This is a genomic window from Sphingomonas sp. Ant H11 (genome assembly GCF_000797515.1).
In the GTDB taxonomy this organism is placed as follows: Bacteria; Pseudomonadota; Alphaproteobacteria; order Sphingomonadales; family Sphingomonadaceae; genus Sphingomonas.
This window is the reverse complement of sequence record NZ_JSBN01000001.1, coordinates 20,140-37,652: the sequence shown is the minus strand read 5'-3', so window position 1 is coordinate 37,652 and position 17,513 is coordinate 20,140. Positions and strand designations below refer to the sequence as shown.

The following is a 17,513-nucleotide window of genomic DNA, read 5'->3' as shown; positions in this document are numbered from 1 at the left end:
AAATGCCGGCACTGGAGGCGAGTACGCTTCGGAATATCGCGCGGGCGCAATTGTTCGCGGGTCAGCGCGCGGCCGCCGAGCACAGCATCGCGCTTGGGTTACAAGCCGATCGCGGAACGGATGCCGCAACCTCGCGCAATCATTTCCTGGTGTTATCGGCTTGGGCAGCGCGATTGCGCGGTAACCTTGCCGAGGCCCAACGTCTGATTGAGCGGGCTTTCGTCAACGTCGATGGGAACACTTCGACGCTCGACCTGCGCGAGGGCCATCTGGTCGCATACGACATTTACAAAAAAGACCCACAATCAAGCTCAGGCGTTGGTCCATCTGGAAGCTCTGAAAGAAGTCGACGATAAAACCTCCAAGCTCGCCGCGTCTGCCAATACCGCGCTCGCCGCTGCCCGGTTCGATTTTGCGAACCAGGAACTGAAAATTGAGAAGCTGAAGCGCGCGCAGTTGCTGCGCAACATCGAAGATGCCCGAAACCGCGCACGCACCCAGCAAACCATCTTTGGCGGGCTCGCCGTGGCGACCGTCATCATCGTGTCGATGCTTGCCTTTGGCTTGGTCACGATCCGTCGCAGCCGCAACGAAGTCCGAGCTGCAAACGTCGATTTGGCAAAAACCAACGAAGCGCTTGGCCGGGCATTGGCCGCCAAGACGGAGTTCCTTGCGACGACCAGTCATGAAATTCGCACGCCGCTCAACGGGATCCTGGGCATGACTCAGGTTATGCTGGCCGATCGCGGCCTGGAGGAACACCTGCGCGACCGGATCGGCGTGGTTCACAGTGCCGGCGTGACGATGCGGGCGCTGGTGGATGACATTCTCGATGTCGCGAAGATGGAGACGGGCAACCTTACGATCGAACATGTGCCCTTTGACCTCAAGGGCATGTTGCGCGACGTTTCGCGGCTTTGGGAAGAGCAGGCGCGGGGGAAGGGGCTGGATTTTGTTCTCGATCTCCAATCTTGCCCCGAGTTCATCGAAGGCGATCCGGCAAGGATGCGGCAAATTGCCTTCAATCTGCTCTCTAACGCCCTGAAATTTACCGAGAGCGGCCAGATCACCGTCCGCGCCGCCGCCGAGGGGACGACCCTCCGGATCGGTGTCAGCGACACGGGGATCGGTATCCCAGCGGAGAAAATTGGCATTATCTTCGAATCGTTTCGTCAAGTCGATGCCGGCACGACGCGCAAATATGGCGGTACCGGGCTTGGGTTGACCATCTGTCAGAACCTCGCCCGTGCAATGGGCGGCGATGTGACCGTGGAGAGCGTGCCGGGTGCAGGTACGACGTTCACGCTTTCGCTGCCATTGGCGCTGGCAGCGGCTCCGACGATCGAGACGGCCTCGGCCGCTGCCACGCCAGAAGCGTTGCTGATCCTCGATCGCAATCCGATCTCGCGCAGTATGTTGCGCGCAGTCCTGGAAGCGCGCGCGGGCACGGTGCTGTTTGCAGCAAGCGTGGAGGAAGCGGTCGCCCGGATCGCGCAAGGCGGGGTCACCCGTGTTCTGATCGACGATGCGACAGTGCAGGCGGAGAGCGATGTCGACCTGGGCCTGGCAGCGCTGGGGGCGACCGGGGCGGTCACGACGTTGCTATGGCGCGCGCCGGATATCGAAGATTGCACACGCTTTGCGTCGGCGGGTATTGACCGCGTCATTGCCAAGCCTATCGCGGGTGCGGCGCTGGCGGCCGCGATGTTTGGAAATGCCGCGCCATCGGACGTTTCCGCATCGGAGGTGCTTGTAACGCAAGCGGCATGAAACGATAGAGATGCACACCATGGCGTATTTTTACTCTCGTGATTCCGTAGTGGAGTGCTCCCGGTGAACATTCTGTTCATCGAAGATGACCCGATGAATCGGCGCGTCGTGAAGGACATGCTCGATGTCGCTGGTGCGACGATGACCGGTGCGGAGAGCGGAGAAATTGGACTGGCGCTGATCGAGGCGCAGGATTTCGAGATCGTCCTGCTCGATTTACGGATGCCCGGTATGGACGGGTTTGAAACGCTGCGGCGCATCCGTGCGCGCGGCGATGCCAAGGCGCATCTCCCGATCATCGTGGTGACTGCGGACACAGCGGTGGATTTGCGCGAGCGTTGCCTTGCACAAGGGGCAGACGAAGTGTTGTTCAAGCCCGTCGCGATGGATTCCCTCTTCGATGCGATCGGCCGAATGTTGGCCAAGGGCGCGGGCGACGGGATGATTGGATGACCTCAGCCGTCCCGTCCGGTTCGCTACAAAAGGGGAGCGGTCGGGACGCTGAACAGGCCGGAAGCTAAAGGTGGGCGCAGTGATGCGCGGTGCGAGCCGAGGTTATTCGGACAGCGACGCGTCCCCGCCCTGGCGCTCGATTTCCGCAGCGAGCGCGGATACGGCAGCGATTACGACATCCTTGCCGGTCCGGGCAATCAGGCCGAGCGCGGACAACCTCGCAAACTCCCGGCTGACGACTTCGCGTTGCGTTCCCACCAATACCGCCATCTCGGCATGCGTTGGAATGCCGATAATGCGGGCCCTGTCCTGCGCCACGCCGCTCGCCCGGGCCATCCGTAGCAATTCCATTTGCAGGCGGCACGGTGCCGGTATCGCACCCAGTCGGAAAACCTGGGCGCTGAGGCTGCGGACCATTGCGGTGAGATCTTCCAGCAGAGCTTGGGTGAAGCCCGGGCAGTCGGACAAAAGCGTTTTGACCAGCGTCTGGGGCAGCCGCCCGATCTCCGCCACGGTCAAAGCGAAGACGTTGGCCGATCGAGGTGCTCCGTCGATGGCGGCCAACTCCCCGAAATGCGCGCCCACTTCCAATCGGCGATATCCGATTTCACGACCGGCACGGGAAAACTGGTTCGCCAGCAAAGTTCCTGCAGCAACGATATAGACGTCTTCGCCGGGTTCCTGTGCCCGCACGACCTGCTCACCACGTTGATAGATCCGCCACACGGTGTGCGCGGCGACATGCGCGCGCTCTGCGCGACTCATGTGGCGGAACAGCGCGCAACGGTCCACAGCCGCTACTGCGGCCGGCGAGATTTGTTTTGATCCACCAACATCTTGCATCAAACGCTCAATGCCCTAGGCATTTCGCGTTGGCCAGCCGGGGGGCGAGTACGTGGCACAGTCTGGATCTTATATAGCGTTTATCAGTTACAGCCATAGCGATCGGTATTGGGCCGAGTGGCTGCACCGTACGCTGGAACGATACAGACCGCCGCGCCACATCGGCGCGGATTTGAAGAAACCGACCCGCCTGCGTCCGATATTTCGCGACCAGGCGGAATTGTCGGCCGGGCCAGATCTTGGCGACTCGATCCGAAGCGCGCTGGATCGCTCTTCTCATTTGATTTTATTGTGTTCTCCGTCGGCACTTGCGTCGCGTTGGGTCAATGCGGAATTGGCCCATTTTCTCACCACGCACTCGGTGGATCGCGTTCTGTGCGTGCTTGTCGGCGATTCGCAGCCCGAAAAGTCCCTGTTGGAGTGCCTCCCGCAGGATTGCGCGAGGCTCTGCCTGTCGGACAAGAGCCTTTGGCCGCCGATTTGCGTGTTGGCGGGGACGGGCGACGGCTGGCCCGGTTGAAACTCGCGGCAGGACTGCTGGGCGTTGGGCTCGACCTCCTGGTACAGCGCGACGCGCGGCGGCGCACGCGCCTGATGATGGCGATTACCGCGGCTGCAGTGTCGCTGAGCGTTGCCTTTGGCGGGCTCGCGCTTGCCGCGATCGATGCCCGGCGGCTGGCCCAGCGCCAAGCCGCCGAAAGCGAGGATCTGGTCGCCTTCATGCTCGGCGATCTGCGCGGCAAGCTGGAGCCGGTGGGGCGACTGGACGTGCTCGACGGGGTTGGCCGCAAAGTGCTCGATCACTATGCCCGCATCGACGATGACCGTCTGGACGACCCTGCGCTGGCCCAGCAAGCAAAGGCGTTGACGCTGCTCGGTTCGATTCGCGTCAAACGTGCGGACTTGCCTGGTGCCGAACAGGCCTTTGCGAGCGCGGCGGCCACATCGGCGCGGCTGGTCGCGCGTGCGCCGCAGGATGGCACCCGCCTGTTCGACCATGCGCAGAACGTATATTGGCTGGCGTTCGTGCAGTGGAAGCTGGATCACGTCGCAGCGGCTGAACGCGGCTTTGCGGAATATGCCCGGCTTGCCGATATGCTGGTGCAGATCGACCCCAAGCGTGCGGACTGGCGACTGGAGCCTGCCTATGCGCGGAGCAACCTGGGCACCCTCCTTCTGGAGCAAGGGCGTTATGCCGATGCGCTCGCCGCCTTTGAGGTGGCACGCTCCGGGTTTAAGAGTGCCAGCCAGAAGGCTCCGGGAGACAGTGATCGCCTGGCGGATCTGGTGGATGCACAAAACTGGGTTGCGGACGCGCAATTTCTTCTGGGGAATTTGCGGGAGGCCTATGTCGAACGCGCGACCGCCTCGACGATCCTGCACACCCAGTTCGCGAGCGATTCGGCAAACCGGCCTTTGGAAGAAAAGGTGTTTATTGCCGATATTGCCCTGGCGCGACGGGCACTCGACCTTGGAAAACTGGACGAGAGTGCCGCGGTGCTGGGGCAGGCGCGGACAGGCCTCGCCAAGCTGGTCGCGTTTGATTCGGGCAATGCGGTGTGGCTGGGGGACACGGCGCTCGCCGATCTCGATGCAGTGGATTTGGCGCTTGCCAAGGGAGACCTTCCGGCGGCTCGCGCGGCGCACGCCGCCGCCCGGCAACGGATTGCCCGGCTGCGTTTGACCGGTGGGACAACCTGGCGCTGGAAGCCGCTGATCGAAGGGCGGTGGCGGCGCCAGGAGATCGAACTTTCGCAACGCTCGGGCGACCCCGACAGCGCCTTGCGGGCGGCCGCTTCCCTTTTGGCGGAGGTAACGGCGCACCCGCTCCGCAAACAACCGGGACAAGTCGCGATGCTGGTTGGCTTTGCGCGGCTCGCACGCGGGGAAGCAGATCTTGCAGTCGCAGCCTTAGCTCCGCTTGAATCGGTTTTGCCACCTGAAGGGCGCGATACGCTTGCTCGCGCATGGTTGAAACGTGGCGACGCGGAGCATGCGCAGAAAACCGTTCGAAGTCTTTACGCCTCGGGCTATCGGCGGCCAGATTTTCTTGCCTTTTGGAAGAAATCGGTTTTAAATGACAGTTAGTGACGACGGGGGATCATTATGACTCAAGTTTGGCCTGCACTGACAGCAGAAATTGTTATCGGAATCGATTCGACTTACAATTTTATGAATTATATCGATCCGGAAAACCCGGTTCCGCTGGTTCTGGCGGTCGATGAGCCAACCACCATCATATTTTCCCTGAAAGACGATCTCATTACATCCGGTTGGACGTTTCAGGATCGCCCTTTCGTTGTCGGTGCCGACTACAGTATAAATTTCTCCAGCTATAGCTGGCTTGATAACAGTGTTGGGGATGTTGCTGCCCCGAAGACGAAATTTCGCTTGGTTTTCCAATGTGCACGGCTTGGCGTGTATGAATATAGCTTGATGTTCGTCGATAGCCACGGCCAAAAAATCGGCCTCGATCCCAAGATTGAAAACGGTGGGGGTCAGTAAGACCGCTGCCGCCATTGCGTGATGCAGGAGTTGAGGATGCTCGTCTCGCCGCGCTGATCCGTCGCGGCGAGCATCTTGCTGCGTATGATCTGGCCTATCGACGCATCGAGCGCGATGGCGTTTCTCCAGCAATTGCGCATGCTGCGGTTCTCTGTCTGGCGCGATCCGGAGCGACCGATTTTGCGCGGCTTGAATATGCCCGCTGGCGCCTGGGTGGCGATCCGGACGATGCGGAGGCCGCGACGCTTGGTGCGCGCCTTCTAAAAGACGTCGCCTTGGCTTCGTCGGGGGCGCGACGCCGGGCTTTTGCGCGCGCGTCGGCTCTGCGGTACGCGGCAAGCGACGCGCGCCACGGCGGTCTATACAGCGCGATCAACGTTGCCACGATGAGTCTGATCGCGGGGGACAGGGATGGCGCGCGCCAGGCCGCCGAAAAGGTGCTGTCCAGCACGGTGGTCGAAGGGGACGCAACCGAATCTTATTATGCCCTCGCAAGCCGCGCAGAGGCGCAGGTCCTGCTTGGCGCGCCCGAGGCGGCGGCGGAAACGCTGGCGCAGGCAATCGCACGGTCGCCGCAGGATTATACCGCGCACGCATCGACCCTCGGGCAGATCGATATCATTTTGCAGGAGCTGGGTGCTCCCAACACATGGCTTGCCCCGCTGCGCCCGCCGCGCGTTGCGCATTTTACGGGGCGCATCTTCAACTTGCCAGAATCTCGCGATCAACCAACAGATCCGAGCGCGCGCCGGACCGAGGCACTGGCTGCGGAAATGCAGGGCGTGTTGCGCACGAACCGCGTCGGTTTCGCTTATGGGGGGCTGGCTGCCGGAGCGGACATTTTATGGGCTGAGGCGTTGGTTGCCTGCGGCGCAGAACTGCATGTGGTGTTGCCTACCTCTGTCGGCTCCTTCGTCGCAAATTCGGTTGCGCCCTTTGGGCAAGGCTGGGTCCGTCGCTTCGAGGCATGTCTTGCTTGCGCTCAGTCGGTTCGACTTGCGACCAAGGATCCATATGCCGGCGACGATCAGGTGTTCACCTATTCGAGCAGTTTGCGATCGGTTGTGCCATCCTTCGCGCCGAGGCTTTGGCGACCGAAGCGGTCCAACTCGCGGTTTCTGGCGGAGACGCGCAATCCAACGTAGCTGCCGATCTGGCATATTGGGCCGCAGCACCGCGGCGGCAGGTCATCCTGACGCTCGATCGGGCACCCCTTCGAGTGGCTCCGCGCGCTCAGACTGCGCATCCGCCGACGGTGATGAAGGCGATGCTGTTTGTTGACGTGCGGGGTTTCGGCAGCTTGCGAGATGATCAGATTCCGGCGTTCTTCGGCGTTGTAATGGCGCAAATCGCGCAGGCGGTGGCGACGCTGGCGCGTAAGCCCGAACATATCGAGACATGGGGGGACGGGGTGTTCCTGGTGTTCGACCAGCCGGCCGATGCAGCGGAGGCGGCGTTGGCGATCCTGGCGGCGCACCGGCGACTGAACTTGCGCGCGCGTGGATTGCCGCGCTGGCTCGCGTTGCGCATCGGCGGGCATTACGGACCGGTCCACCTGCTGATGAATCCGATCCTGGGAAACCAGGCGGTGGTGGGCTCGCACGTCGTCGTTGCGGCCCGGATCGAACCGAATGTCGCGCCGGGATCGGTCTATGTCAGCGAAGCCTTTGCCGGGGCCCTTGCCACGTTCCATGCGGATCGCTTCCGATGCGGCTATGTTGGGCGGACCAAGGCTCGGCGCGACTTTGAACCCCTTTCGATCTTCAATGTCGTGCGCCGAGAGTGTCCCGATATGCGGAGCTGTGCGAGATAGCTTCGCGACCTGTGTGTTTTTTCACATCCTTTCGCGGCCGTAATGGGCACGGAAATCAAGAAGATCGCGTATTCTTCGAACGGCTGATTGTCCGGACGAGGGAAGGGGTTCCGACATGGATAATTCGCCCGATGCCTCTGTTCCTGGTCGACGGGTCGCGTTCTTCGCGGTTCCGCAGCGTGAAGGCTGCGGGCGCTCGGCGGTCGAGTGGCGATTTGGGGAAGCGCGGTGGCGATAGAGCTGAATTTCGTCAATAACTCCAACGATGCGAACAAGTCCGCCGTTGTTCTTTTCCAGAAGAACCTTGCGAGCACGCCGGACGACGCGCCGATCGCCTGGAAGGTGATTGCGGACTGTGCGCCGGGCCGAACACATCGTTTTATTTTCCCCACTGCCATAGAAGTCGTCGCAACCGATGAAGCCGGGGTGCCGACCGGTCCGGTGTCGGGCTGGGACGCGCAATATTTTGTGGTCGGCCACAATAGCTCCGACTGTGCGGTTGCGCTGGGGGCTGCGGAAGCCGCACCTGGCGAAGTTCATGTTCGCAACGCGTTACCGTATGCCCGTATTACCGCCAATGTCTTACGCGATGGCCGACTGCTCGCCATCAAGGCAGGCGTTCAGCCGCAGCAGATGGCGGTCTTCCAGCTCAAGCCGTCGCTGTGGGTGGGTACGGCGTCGGCGGTTTCGGAAGGGCAAGCGATCGATCCGCAAATGCTTTCCACCGTTAAAACTGAACTGTCCTTGCTCGGCTTGGCCAGCGCGGACATTGTGATGAGCGGCGGCGGCGGCGATGCCACTTCCACCCCGTTTCGCTTTTCCCTGCAAAAACGTCGTCATGGCTTGAGTGGCGATGCAGGATCCTCGGGCGGAAAGGGATTGTCGTTGCTTCGCAACATGACCCGCTTCTGGACCGCCAACGACGGTCGCCTCGTATTCGAAATCATTTTCGACCGTGCGTGGCGCGCGGGGGATCTCGATCCGCCCGCTGTCGCGATTGTGCGATGTGCCTCGTCGCTCGACGAGCGCCACGAGGTCGCGATTTACGAAGATCGGCCAAGCTGGTTCGCCGTCGACTTCTCATCGGGCTACCATGTTCACGGCACGCTGCGGCAAATGGGGGACGTTTTGATCGAGGGGACGCCGTGTCTCACGATTTTGCCGACATCCATTATCGGCAGCCAGGGCACGAACACCTGTTCCATTTTGACGGCGGCATGGTCGCCTGCCCAAGTGCTGCGCTGAATGAGCAGGGTACGCGTCACCGGCGGTATCCGGGGGAAGGTCGACCAGCATTCGCAGACTCGCGTCGCGGAGACGCCAAAACAGTGTCTTCTGCCAAAAATCCGCGGTTCCAATCCATATGACAATATATGTCGAAGTACGTTGGTAGATTTAATAATGTGATTTTGGGTATTTCAAATGCATTATAGTGATGTTCAATTTGTGTCGTACGTTGCAAATACGGTTGGATCCGATCCCGGCGGGGACGATTTTCAGAATATAGCCTTGGATGGCACTTCTCTCGATGTTGAGGCGCGATGCGCGTTGATGGCGCGTGCTATGGAAACCGCGCGTGAGGCGCTGGCTGCGACGTCGTCGTCGTGCGCGGGACCGGTGCTCAAAGTCTTCATGGCACCTGAATGTTTCTTCTACAGCCCGCGGCAGGCCTATCGAACGGACGATGTCCAGCGCACGATCGCGCGGTTGCAAGCGATAGCCGCGGGCGGTGAGTGGTCGGACTGGATTTTCAGCTTCGGCACGATCGTCGGCACCTCCGCGCCAACGGTCAACGGCGCGCCAGGTGCATTCTACAATTTCGCCTTGATCCAGGAAGGGGGCGGTGCCGGTGCCGGGCCGGCTGGCGCTCGTATCCTGGCAAAACCGCTGATCCGCCGCACGGAAGCGGACGTGGGCGATCACCGTGCAGGCGGGGAGGCGACCAAAGGACTGCCGAAAGGGCCGCGAGAGCAGCAGCTCTCTGTTTATGACGGAGCCGGAATTTTCACAATGCGGGGGCTGACTTGGGCGGCGGACGTCTGTCAGGACGCGTCGCGTGGCCTGGTGGTTCGTGCGCCGCAATTGCCGGGGGAGCCGCAGGTTCAGATTCAGTTGCATCCTTCGGCGGGGTCGAGGGTTTCGCCGGATGGGATTGTCGCGGTCCCGGGCGGATTCGTGTTCAATGTCGACGGGGCAGGGCAAGACACGGTATTGCGGCAGGTCGGCACCCCGGATCCGATCGCGCCATGCGTACGTGTCGGGGTCTCCGACGATGTTCTGGCGCTGTCGGCGGAGACGATAGCGGTCGATCGTCTCTATCCGCAGGGGCCGGGCGAGATCGTTATTTTCGATCCGCAGCCGCTTCCGCCAGCGACCGATGTTCAAGGCATGCGGCAGAGCCTGCTGTGGCGCGCAAGCGACAGTTACCAGTTTGTTTTCGATCTAATCTATGACGAATATGGCCGCTTCTCGACCATCCTGGTCGCGCCTCGTCGCCTGCCGATCGATATGTTCCATGGGAACAGCTATTTTCTGCCGCTCGACATCGCGACCTGCGACCCTCTCGATCAGCAGGTCGAGATCACCATGTACCTCGGCGGCGGTCGCGATGGCTATGATTTCGCGCTGTGGTGCAAGATCGCGGTCCCGGGATTTGTGTTCGAGGGGGTAGCGTTTCAGTTCGGTCTGGATTGGGCCGGTCCCGCACCGCAGACCATCTGGTGACGATTGGGGCCGCCCGGCCGGTTCGTGAAACGGCGTTATCGCTCGCCCGCCGGGTCGTAGCCGCCAGGCATTGTGCCAGCGGGGCTGCTGACGGGGACGTCGGGAGCCGGTAGCGGTTGGATCAGGGGTGGCACCTTCAGCAATTGCCAGCCCGGCGGTAGATAGTCGACCGACATATAGAAATAGAAGACGCAAGAGCCGTCGCCGCGATAGCTCGCGCCCTTCAGCACGCCGAGCGCGGTGGTGCCGCTGAATACGGGCGATCCGCTATCGCCGCCCTTGCAGGTCGGGCCGGCGACGGTGACCCAAGTTGGAAGGCACGCCCCGCCGCACAGATCCCCCGCCGGGGCGAAGTCGGTCAGTTGCACCAACGCGCAGCTATAGCCCGTGCGTTCCCCGCGGTGGCAGACGAAATCGCCCGCGCGCGTGCTGGCGCGCCCGCGCTCGCCGGTAACGGGACGAAGACGGGTGCGCGCCGTATCGGCATAGAAGGTCGGGGGTAGCGGCGCGTCGGCGGCATTGATCTGCACGTCGCGATAGCCCCAGCCCCATTGGCCGACAAAGGGCAGAGGTGTCGAACCCGCCTGCGGATCGCGATAGACCAGGTCGTCGACGCAGTGCGCGGCGGTGGTGACACCGTAGCGGATGCCGTCGGTAACCGTGAAACCCGTCGTACAGAGATACCGCCGCCCATCGGCCGGGCTGACGCCCTCGACTCGCGAGCCGCCTTCGGGCGCGAGATTTACATCGACATGGTTGAGCACGCGGACCTGAACCGGCACCCCCGCAATCGCTTCCAGTCGGGTCTTGAGCGCGGCGGTGCCTGCAGGTGCGTCGGCGCTGCCGATCAGGATCGCGAGTTCGCCCGTGCGCGGATCGAGTCCCATGCCCGGCGGCGTCCGCAGCGCGGCGCGCAACGCCGCTTGATGGTTGGTCATCGCCCAGATGACCTGCTCGCGGGTGACGCGTGCGCCGGTGCGAAAGACGATCGGCACCGTGATGCCGCCCGCAATGATGCTCTGCGCGGGAACCGGTGTCGCGCCGGTCAGCGAGACCAGGATGCGATACGCCGGGCGGTGTTCGATCGCGATGCCGGCCAATCGGTCGCGATAGTGCTCGGCGATCGCGTCGGTTACGGGGATGCTTGCATTTTGCGCGGTGAGACGTGCGATCGCTTCGGGTTGGGATACGCCGAACTGCCGCGCATATTCGGCAGCATCCTCGGCCATCGCCTCCGCCTCGGTCTCGAGCCGCGCCGTGACGGCGAGCGGTGCTGGCGGGGCCGCGACAGTCGGCACCGCGACGGGCTGCACGGCCCGATCGGCAGGACCGGGGGCGGGGGGAACGGCTTGCGCGCGGGCCTCGATCGGTGACAGGATCAGCGCGGCGGCAAGGAAAAGGATACGCACCAAAGCGCGATACCAGCTTTGCCCGGCCGCCGCGAGCGGTCTCAGTGTGTCCAGGCTTCGAACGGCAAGGCGAGCGCTTCGGCGACCGCCTGATGGCGGATTTTGCCGCCGGACACGTTCAGACCATTGGCGAGGTGCGGGTCGGCCGCCATCGCCGCTTCCGCTCCGTGCGCGGCGAGCTTCAGCACGAACGGCAGCGTGGCATTGTTGAGCGCGAAGGCCGAGGTGCGTGCGACCGCGCCCGGCATGTTGGCGACGCAATAATGGATGACGCCGTCGACTTCGAACACCGGGTTTTCATGCGTGGTGGCATGGCTGGTTTCGAAGCAACCGCCTTGGTCGATCGCGATGTCGACCATCACCGCGCCGCGCTTCATCGTCTTGACCATGTCGCGCGTCACCAGCTTGGGCGCTGCAGCCCCGGGCACCAGCACCGCGCCGATCACCAGATGTGCGTTCTTCACCGCTGCCGCGATCGCGGCCTTGCTGGCGTAAGCGGTCTTGATCTGGCTGCCGAAGAACATATCGAGCTCGGCCAAGCGTGCGTTCGATATGTCGTAGATGGTGACGTCGGCGCGCATGCCGACCGCCATTTGCGCGGCGTTGACGCCCGACACACCGCCGCCGAGAATCGCTACCTTGGCCGGGGCCACACCCGGCACGCCGCCGAGCAGGATGCCGCGACCGCCTTGTTCCTTTTCGAGATAATGCGCGCCGACTTGCACCGCCATGCGCCCGGCCACTTCGGACATCGGCTTGAGCAGCGGGAGCGACCGATCGTTGGCGGTGACCGTCTCATAGGCGATGCAGGTCGCACCCGAGCGCATCAGCCCTTCGGCCTGCGGCTTGTCGGCGGCGAGATGGAGGTAGGTGAACAGCAAATGGCGCGGCTCCAGCAACGCGATTTCGCTCGGCTGCGGTTCCTTGACCTTCACGATCATGTCCGACTGCGCGAAAACGCTGGCGGCGTCGGGCAGGATCGTCGCGCCCGCCGCGACATAGTCGGCATCGCTGAAATCGATGCCGAGGCCCGCGCCGGTCTGCACCGCTACGCTGTGGCCCGCGGCAACAAGCTCGGCCACCGATGGTGGGGTCAGGCCGACACGATACTCATGATTCTTGATTTCCTTGGGTACGCCGATCCGCATCTATCTTCTCCTTGTTGGGGGCAGTGTACAGGAGGCGTGGCGTAATGTGCTTGCAAAGATCGCGCGTTCGGCTGCGGAAATGCAATGCTGTTGCGAAGTAGCGCATTTGTACACAATATGATCCCATATGGACAGTATTGACCGCAACATCGTCGCGCAGCTCGGCCTGGAATCGGGCCTCACCAGTGAGGAGCTAGGCGCAAGAGTCGGCCTGTCGCCATCAGCCGCGCACCGCCGGGTGAAGGCGCTGGAGCAGCACGGGATGATTCTTGGCTATCGCGCGCGGCTGTCGCGCGCGGCGCGGGGCAACCCCTCGACGGTGTTTGTGTCGGTTACGCTCACCGATCAGCGGCAGGCGACGATGCTGGCGTTCGAACAGGCGCTCGCGCAGACCACCCAAGTCGGCGAAGCCCATCTGATGAGCGGCGAATCGGACTATTTGCTCAAGGTGCTGGTGCGTGAAGACGACAGCTACGAGCGAATCCACCGCGAAGTGCTCTCGACCCTGCCCGGCGTGCATCGGCTGGTGACACAGTTCACCATTCGTACATTGGCGAGCGAGGAATGATGTACGTTTGGCCGTGGCGCGTGCCGTTGCGGGGGGCGGGGACGCGTGCTATTGCGCCGCACCATTGGGGCGTTTGAACAAGTGCCGTCATCCATGATTTCTCGATATGACATCCGGGCAAGAACAGCCTTCGCGTGAGCACTGATCAGGCCAGCGCGGGCAATTTGCCTGCTGCACCCGACTCGGTTGACGTCGGGCTTCACCCACACGGCAGAGACGGCGTCGCCAAGCTTGCGCTTGGTGCGATCGGCATCGTGTTCGGCGATATCGGCACCAGCCCGATCTACGCCTTCCGCGAGACGTTTTCCGGCCATCACAAGCTCGCGCTCGATACTGTCCACATCATGGGGGTGGTCAGCCTGATCTTCTGGTCGATGATGATCGTGGTGACCTTCAAATATGTCACCGTCATCATGCGTGCCGACAATAAAGGGGAGGGCGGCAGCCTGGCCCTGCTGGCGCTGGTCAACGGCCGCACCAAGAACAAGCGCTGGTCGCGCGGGATCGTGCTGCTTGGTGTGTTCGCCACGGCGCTGTTCTACGGCGATTCGATGATTACCCCGGCCGTGTCGGTGTTGTCGGCGATCGAGGGCGTCGCGATCGCGTCGCCTGGGCTCGGCAAGTTGGTGCTGCCGCTGGCAATGGCGATCATCATCGGTCTGTTCTCGATCCAGCGCAGCGGAACCGCGCGCGTTGGGCTGTTTTTCGGGCCCATCATGCTGCTATATTTCGCGGTGATCGCGACGCTTGGTCTCATCAGCATCGCGCATACCCCGCAAATCCTGTGGGCGTTCTCGCCGCATTACGCGCTGGAATTCTTCGCGCTCGATCCGGCGCGCGCCTTTTTGGCGCTGGGCTCGGTGGTGCTGGCGGTGACGGGCGCGGAAGCGCTCTACGCCGATATGGGGCATTTCGGCCGCAACCCGATCCGGGTGTCGTGGCTGTTTGTCGTGCTGCCGGCGCTGATGTTGAATTATATGGGCCAGGGTGCGTTGCTGTCGCGCATGGGGACGGCGGCGTTGGAAAGTCCGTTCTATCTGCTCGCGTCCGAGCATTTGCGGCTGCCGCTGGTGGCGCTGGCGACGGCGGCGGCGGTGATTGCGTCGCAAGCGGTGATTTCGGGCGCGTTTTCGGTGACGCAGCAAGCAATCCAGCTCGGCTTTGTGCCGCGCTTGCGGATCGAGCATACCAGCGCCGCGACCGCGGGGCAGATCTACATTCCGCTGGTCAACTGGCTGCTGGGCGTGATGGTCCTGCTGCTCGTCATTTTCTTCCGCACCTCGTCCAACCTCACCTCGGCTTATGGCATCGCGGTTACGGGCGCGATGTTGATCGACACCTGCCTACTGACGGTGGTGCTGTTCCGCCTGTGGAATTGGCCGGTTTATTATTCGGTTCCACTGCTTTCGCTGTTCTTCATCGTCGACGGTGCCTATTTTACCGCCAACCTGACCAAGGTGCCGTCGGGCGGCTGGTTCCCGCTGCTGGTCGGCTTCATCATTTTCACCATCCTGACGACCTGGTCGAAGGGGCGGCAATTGATGATCGACCGGATGCGCGAATCGGCAATGCCGATCAAGATTTTCATCCAGTCCGCCGCCACCTCGGCCACGCGCGTGCCGGGCACGGCGGTGTTTATGACCGCCTCGCCCGAGGGCGTGCCGCACGCGTTGCTGCACAACCTCAAACACAACAAGGTGCTGCACGAGCGGATCATCCTGCTCACCGTCAAGATCGCGGACGTGCCCTATATCGCCGAGGGCGAGCGCTGCTCGCTGGAGGATCTGGGCGCGGGCTTTCATCGCATGATCCTGCGCTATGGTTTTATCGATGAGCCCGACGTGCCGCTGGCGCTCGCCAATGTGCATCGTTGCGGCGCTGATTTCCGGATGATCGACACCAGCTTCTTCCTGGCGCGGCAGAGCCTCTTGCCGTCGTCGCATCCGGGGATGATGATCTGGCGCGAAAAGCTGTTCGCATGGATGCTCCGCAATGCCGAGAGCGCGATGGAGTTCTTCCGCTTGCCGACCAATCGCGTAGTCGAGCTGGGCAGCCAGCTCGAGATTTGAGCCAGGTCGCGCCCATTATCGTAACCGCGCTGTTCGGGCGCAGCGATGCGGCGTGGTTCGACGATTTGCGGACGCGCCATTTTCCGCCCGAACGCAATCAGCTGTCGGCGCATCTGACGATGTTCCATCATCTTGCGCCAAGCCTAGAGCGCGAGCTGAAGCAGCGTTTGGCAGGAGAAACGCGGCAGGTGGCGGCCCCGGATGCGCGAATCGCCGGCGTGATGTCGCTCGGCGGTGGGGTGGCCTTCCGAATCGACTGTCCGTCGCTGGAGGATATCCGCGATCGCCTGGCCGATGCCTTTGCTCCGGTGCTGACGCCGCAGGACCGCGCGCCGTGGCGTCCGCATGTGACCGTGCAGAACAAGGTCGACCCGCCCGTCGCCAAGGCCTTGCAGGCCGAATTGTCGCGCGATTTCCGTCCGCGGCCCGTTCGAATCGCGGGGTTGGCGGCATGGTGGTATCGTGGTGGCCCGTGGGAAATGCTGTCGCGCCATATGTTCGCTTGACCGCTTCGCTGTGCATTCCTATAGCCCGCGCCTCGCGAGTGATCAGCGCCTGCGCATGGCGAAGTAGCTCAGTTGGTTAGAGCACGGGAATCATAATCCTGGGGTCGGGGGTTCAAGTCCCTCCTTCGCTACCACTCGCGACCTATTCCGCCTCGATCGATGATTTCCCAACCGGAACGAATGCGCTAGCTGCAGCCGTGACGCCGCCGATCAAGCGCGGCGCAGCCTGGGAAAGGGAGCAGCTATGTTTAGCCACATCATGATCGGATCGAATGATCTCGAGGCATCGCGTAAATTCTACGATGCCACGCTCGGCGCACTGGTGCGCGGGCGGGTTCCGACAATCACGGTCGTATTTTCTATATGCACAATGGCGGGATTTTGCTGGTCACCAAGCCGATCAACGGCGAACCTGCATGCCACGCCAATGGCGGCACGATCGGGTTCGCGGCATCCTCGCCGGAGCAGGCCGACGCGTGGCATGCGGCGGGCGTCGCCGCCGGTGGTACGCCGATCGAGGACGATCCGGGTATCCGCGAAAACGGTGGGATGAAGCTCTATCTCGCATATCTGCGGGATCCCGCAGGCAACAAGGTCTGCGCGATGTATCGCTACGCTGCCTGATGTTGGCGGTGACGGGCCTCTTGCGCACCGTTATCGATCCACCATGTTGCCAGTCGGCCCGTCGCTGCCCTAGAGGCGGCGGGCCGACAGGACGAAAGCGACCATGACCACCCACAAGACGCGCATGTTGATTCTGGGCTCCGGCCCGGCCGGCCTTTCCGCTGCCATTTATGGCGCGCGGGCCGGCATGAAGCCGATTCTCGTGCAGGGCATCCAGCCCGGCGGCCAGTTGATGACCACCACCGATGTGGAAAATTACCCCGGCTTCGCGACGTCATCCAGGGGCCCTGGCTGATGGAGCAGATGCAGAAGCAGGCCGAGCATGTCGGGACGACCCTGATGTACGACACCGTGGTGGAGGTCGATTTCAGCCAGCGTCCGTTCCGCCTGGTCGGCGATAGCGGTGACATTTACGAAGGCGATGTGCTCATTATCGCGACGGGCGCACAGGCCAAGTGGCTTGGGCTCGACAGCGAAGACGCGCTGAAAGGCAAGGGCGTCAGCGCGTGCGCGACGTGCGACGGCTTCTTCTATCGCGGCAAGAAGGTTGCGGTGATCGGCGGTGGAAACACTGCGGTCGAGGAAGCGCTGTACCTCACCAACCATTCGCCCGACGTGACGCTAATCCATCGTCGCGATTCATTCCGCGCCGAGAAGATTCTTCAGGAGCGGCTGTTCGCGCACAAGGGCATCACGGTCCTGTGGAACAAGGAAGTCGCCGAATTCGTCGACGGTGGCGGCACTGCCGGGCTCGTCGCGCTGGAACTGATCGACACCGTGACGGGCGAGCGGTCGCGTCTGGAGACCGAGGGCGGGTTCGTCGCGATCGGCCATCATCCGGCGACCGAATTGTTCCGCGGGCATTTGAAGCTGGATGCCGATCATTACATCTGGGTCGAGACGGGCTCGACACGCACCAGCGTGCCCGGGGTGTTCGCCTGCGGCGACGTTATGGACAAAGTGTACCGGCAGGCGGTCACGGCGGCTGGCACGGGCTGCATGGCGGCGCTGGACGCCGAGCGCTTCCTTGCCGAGGCCGAGTTCGAAATGGTGGCCGAGGCGGCGGAGTAAGGCTCTCCGC

At 62.7% G+C, this 17,513-nt stretch carries 16 protein-coding genes, 1 tRNA gene and 2 pseudogenes; 16 read left to right on the top strand and 3 right to left on the bottom strand.

Going from position 1 to position 17,513, the window contains the following annotated elements; translation table 11 throughout:
• The first annotated feature begins 2 nt into the window (after window positions 1-2).
• The 3 genes from NW75_RS25525 (at window position 3) to NW75_RS00165 (ending at window position 2,223) form a co-directional block, all read left to right on the top strand.
• Complete coding sequence (locus NW75_RS25525) at window positions 3-356, top strand: hypothetical protein (protein ID WP_231564791.1); 354 nt, start codon at window positions 3-5, stop codon at window positions 354-356.
• Complete coding sequence (locus NW75_RS25520; protein WP_231564790.1) at window positions 319-1,770, top strand: ATP-binding response regulator; 1,452 nt, start codon at window positions 319-321, stop codon at window positions 1,768-1,770. The genes NW75_RS25525 and NW75_RS25520 overlap by 38 nt, the downstream gene beginning before the upstream one ends.
• Window positions 1,771-1,833: 63 nt before the next feature.
• Complete coding sequence (locus NW75_RS00165) at window positions 1,834-2,223, top strand: response regulator (protein WP_033962951.1); 390 nt, start codon at window positions 1,834-1,836, stop codon at window positions 2,221-2,223.
• Window positions 2,224-2,325: 102 nt separating this feature from the next.
• Here the strand turns inward: NW75_RS00165 and NW75_RS00160 are convergent, their stop codons facing one another.
• Window positions 2,326-2,949: a Crp/Fnr family transcriptional regulator gene (locus NW75_RS00160; protein ID WP_231564784.1), complete on the bottom strand. Its 624-nt coding sequence runs from the start codon at window positions 2,947-2,949 to the stop codon at window positions 2,326-2,328.
• A 169-nt stretch (window positions 2,950-3,118) separates the two neighbouring features.
• Between NW75_RS00160 and NW75_RS27985 the strand changes: the two genes are divergently transcribed.
• The 7 genes from NW75_RS27985 (at window position 3,119) to NW75_RS00135 (ending at window position 10,108) form a co-directional block, all read left to right on the top strand.
• The gene (locus tag NW75_RS27985; protein ID WP_052191945.1) at window positions 3,119-3,586 is read left to right on the top strand and encodes a toll/interleukin-1 receptor domain-containing protein; all 468 of its coding nucleotides are present in this window, start codon (window positions 3,119-3,121) and stop codon (window positions 3,584-3,586) included.
• Window positions 3,535-5,154, top strand: coding sequence for a hypothetical protein (locus NW75_RS00155; protein ID WP_197057663.1), 1,620 nt, complete (start codon window positions 3,535-3,537; stop codon window positions 5,152-5,154). Before NW75_RS27985 ends, NW75_RS00155 begins: the two co-directional genes overlap by 52 nt.
• A gap of 18 nt (window positions 5,155-5,172) precedes the next feature.
• Window positions 5,173-5,571 carry a hypothetical protein gene (locus NW75_RS00150; RefSeq protein WP_033962950.1) on the top strand — a complete coding sequence of 133 codons (399 nt, stop codon included), beginning with the start codon at window positions 5,173-5,175 and terminating at the stop codon, window positions 5,569-5,571.
• Window positions 5,572-5,585: 14 nt separating this feature from the next.
• Window positions 5,586-6,716, top strand: a complete 1,131-nt coding sequence (locus NW75_RS24815; protein ID WP_197057662.1) for a hypothetical protein — start codon at window positions 5,586-5,588, stop codon at window positions 6,714-6,716.
• On the top strand, window positions 6,659-7,384 hold the full coding sequence (locus NW75_RS24810; protein ID WP_197057661.1) for an adenylate/guanylate cyclase domain-containing protein: 726 nt from the start codon (window positions 6,659-6,661) through the stop codon (window positions 7,382-7,384). Before NW75_RS24815 ends, NW75_RS24810 begins: the two co-directional genes overlap by 58 nt.
• Window positions 7,385-7,612: 228 nt before the next feature.
• A complete protein-coding gene (locus NW75_RS22560) occupies window positions 7,613-8,629 on the top strand; it encodes a hypothetical protein (protein WP_052191943.1) in 1,017 nt (338 codons plus the stop codon).
• Window positions 8,630-8,947: 318 nt separating this feature from the next.
• The gene (locus NW75_RS00135; protein WP_137902275.1) at window positions 8,948-10,108 is read left to right on the top strand and encodes a hypothetical protein; all 1,161 of its coding nucleotides are present in this window, start codon (window positions 8,948-8,950) and stop codon (window positions 10,106-10,108) included.
• 35 nt (window positions 10,109-10,143) lie between these two features.
• On the opposite strand, the gene NW75_RS00130 is transcribed toward NW75_RS00135, so the two are convergent.
• Both NW75_RS00130 and ald read right to left on the bottom strand, forming a co-directional pair.
• Window positions 10,144-11,517, bottom strand: coding sequence for a S1 family peptidase (locus NW75_RS00130; RefSeq protein WP_052191949.1), 1,374 nt, complete (start codon window positions 11,515-11,517; stop codon window positions 10,144-10,146).
• Window positions 11,518-11,558: 41 nt separating this feature from the next.
• A complete protein-coding gene (gene ald / locus NW75_RS00125; RefSeq protein ID WP_033962942.1) occupies window positions 11,559-12,665 on the bottom strand; it encodes an alanine dehydrogenase in 1,107 nt (368 codons plus the stop codon).
• Window positions 12,666-12,792: 127 nt separating this feature from the next.
• Here ald and NW75_RS00120 point away from each other — a divergent pair, with 127 nt between their 5' ends.
• The 6 genes and pseudogenes from NW75_RS00120 (at window position 12,793) to trxB (ending at window position 17,503) form a co-directional block, all read left to right on the top strand.
• On the top strand, window positions 12,793-13,233 hold the full coding sequence (locus tag NW75_RS00120) for an Lrp/AsnC family transcriptional regulator (protein ID WP_033962939.1): 441 nt from the start codon (window positions 12,793-12,795) through the stop codon (window positions 13,231-13,233).
• A gap of 134 nt (window positions 13,234-13,367) precedes the next feature.
• Entirely contained in the window at window positions 13,368-15,302 is a 1,935-nt protein-coding gene (locus NW75_RS00115; RefSeq protein ID WP_033962934.1) for a potassium transporter Kup, read from the top strand.
• Complete coding sequence (locus NW75_RS00110) at window positions 15,299-15,808, top strand: 2'-5' RNA ligase family protein (RefSeq protein WP_033962932.1); 510 nt, start codon at window positions 15,299-15,301, stop codon at window positions 15,806-15,808. Before NW75_RS00115 ends, NW75_RS00110 begins: the two co-directional genes overlap by 4 nt.
• 57 nt (window positions 15,809-15,865) lie before the next feature.
• A tRNA-Met gene (locus tag NW75_RS00105) sits at window positions 15,866-15,942 on the top strand.
• A gap of 110 nt (window positions 15,943-16,052) precedes the next feature.
• Window positions 16,053-16,432, top strand: a pseudogene (locus NW75_RS00100) (VOC family protein).
• Between the two features lie 103 nt (window positions 16,433-16,535).
• Window positions 16,536-17,503, top strand: a pseudogene (gene trxB, locus NW75_RS00095) (thioredoxin-disulfide reductase).
• The last annotated feature ends 10 nt before the right edge of the window (window positions 17,504-17,513 follow it).

Bases quoted from the DNA above. Each gene is read 5' to 3' on its own strand.
- NW75_RS00120 (WP_033962939.1), top strand. From the start codon at position 12,793: ATGGACAGTATTGACCGCAACATCGTCGCGCAGCTCGGCCTGGAATCG.
- ald (WP_033962942.1), bottom strand. From the start codon at position 12,665: ATGCGGATCGGCGTACCCAAGGAAATCAAGAATCATGAGTATCGTGTC.
- NW75_RS00150 (WP_033962950.1), top strand. From the start codon at position 5,173: ATGACTCAAGTTTGGCCTGCACTGACAGCAGAAATTGTTATCGGAATC.
- NW75_RS25525 (WP_231564791.1), top strand. From the start codon at position 3: ATGCCGGCACTGGAGGCGAGTACGCTTCGGAATATCGCGCGGGCGCAA.
- NW75_RS00135 (WP_137902275.1), top strand. From the start codon at position 8,948: ATGGAAACCGCGCGTGAGGCGCTGGCTGCGACGTCGTCGTCGTGCGCG.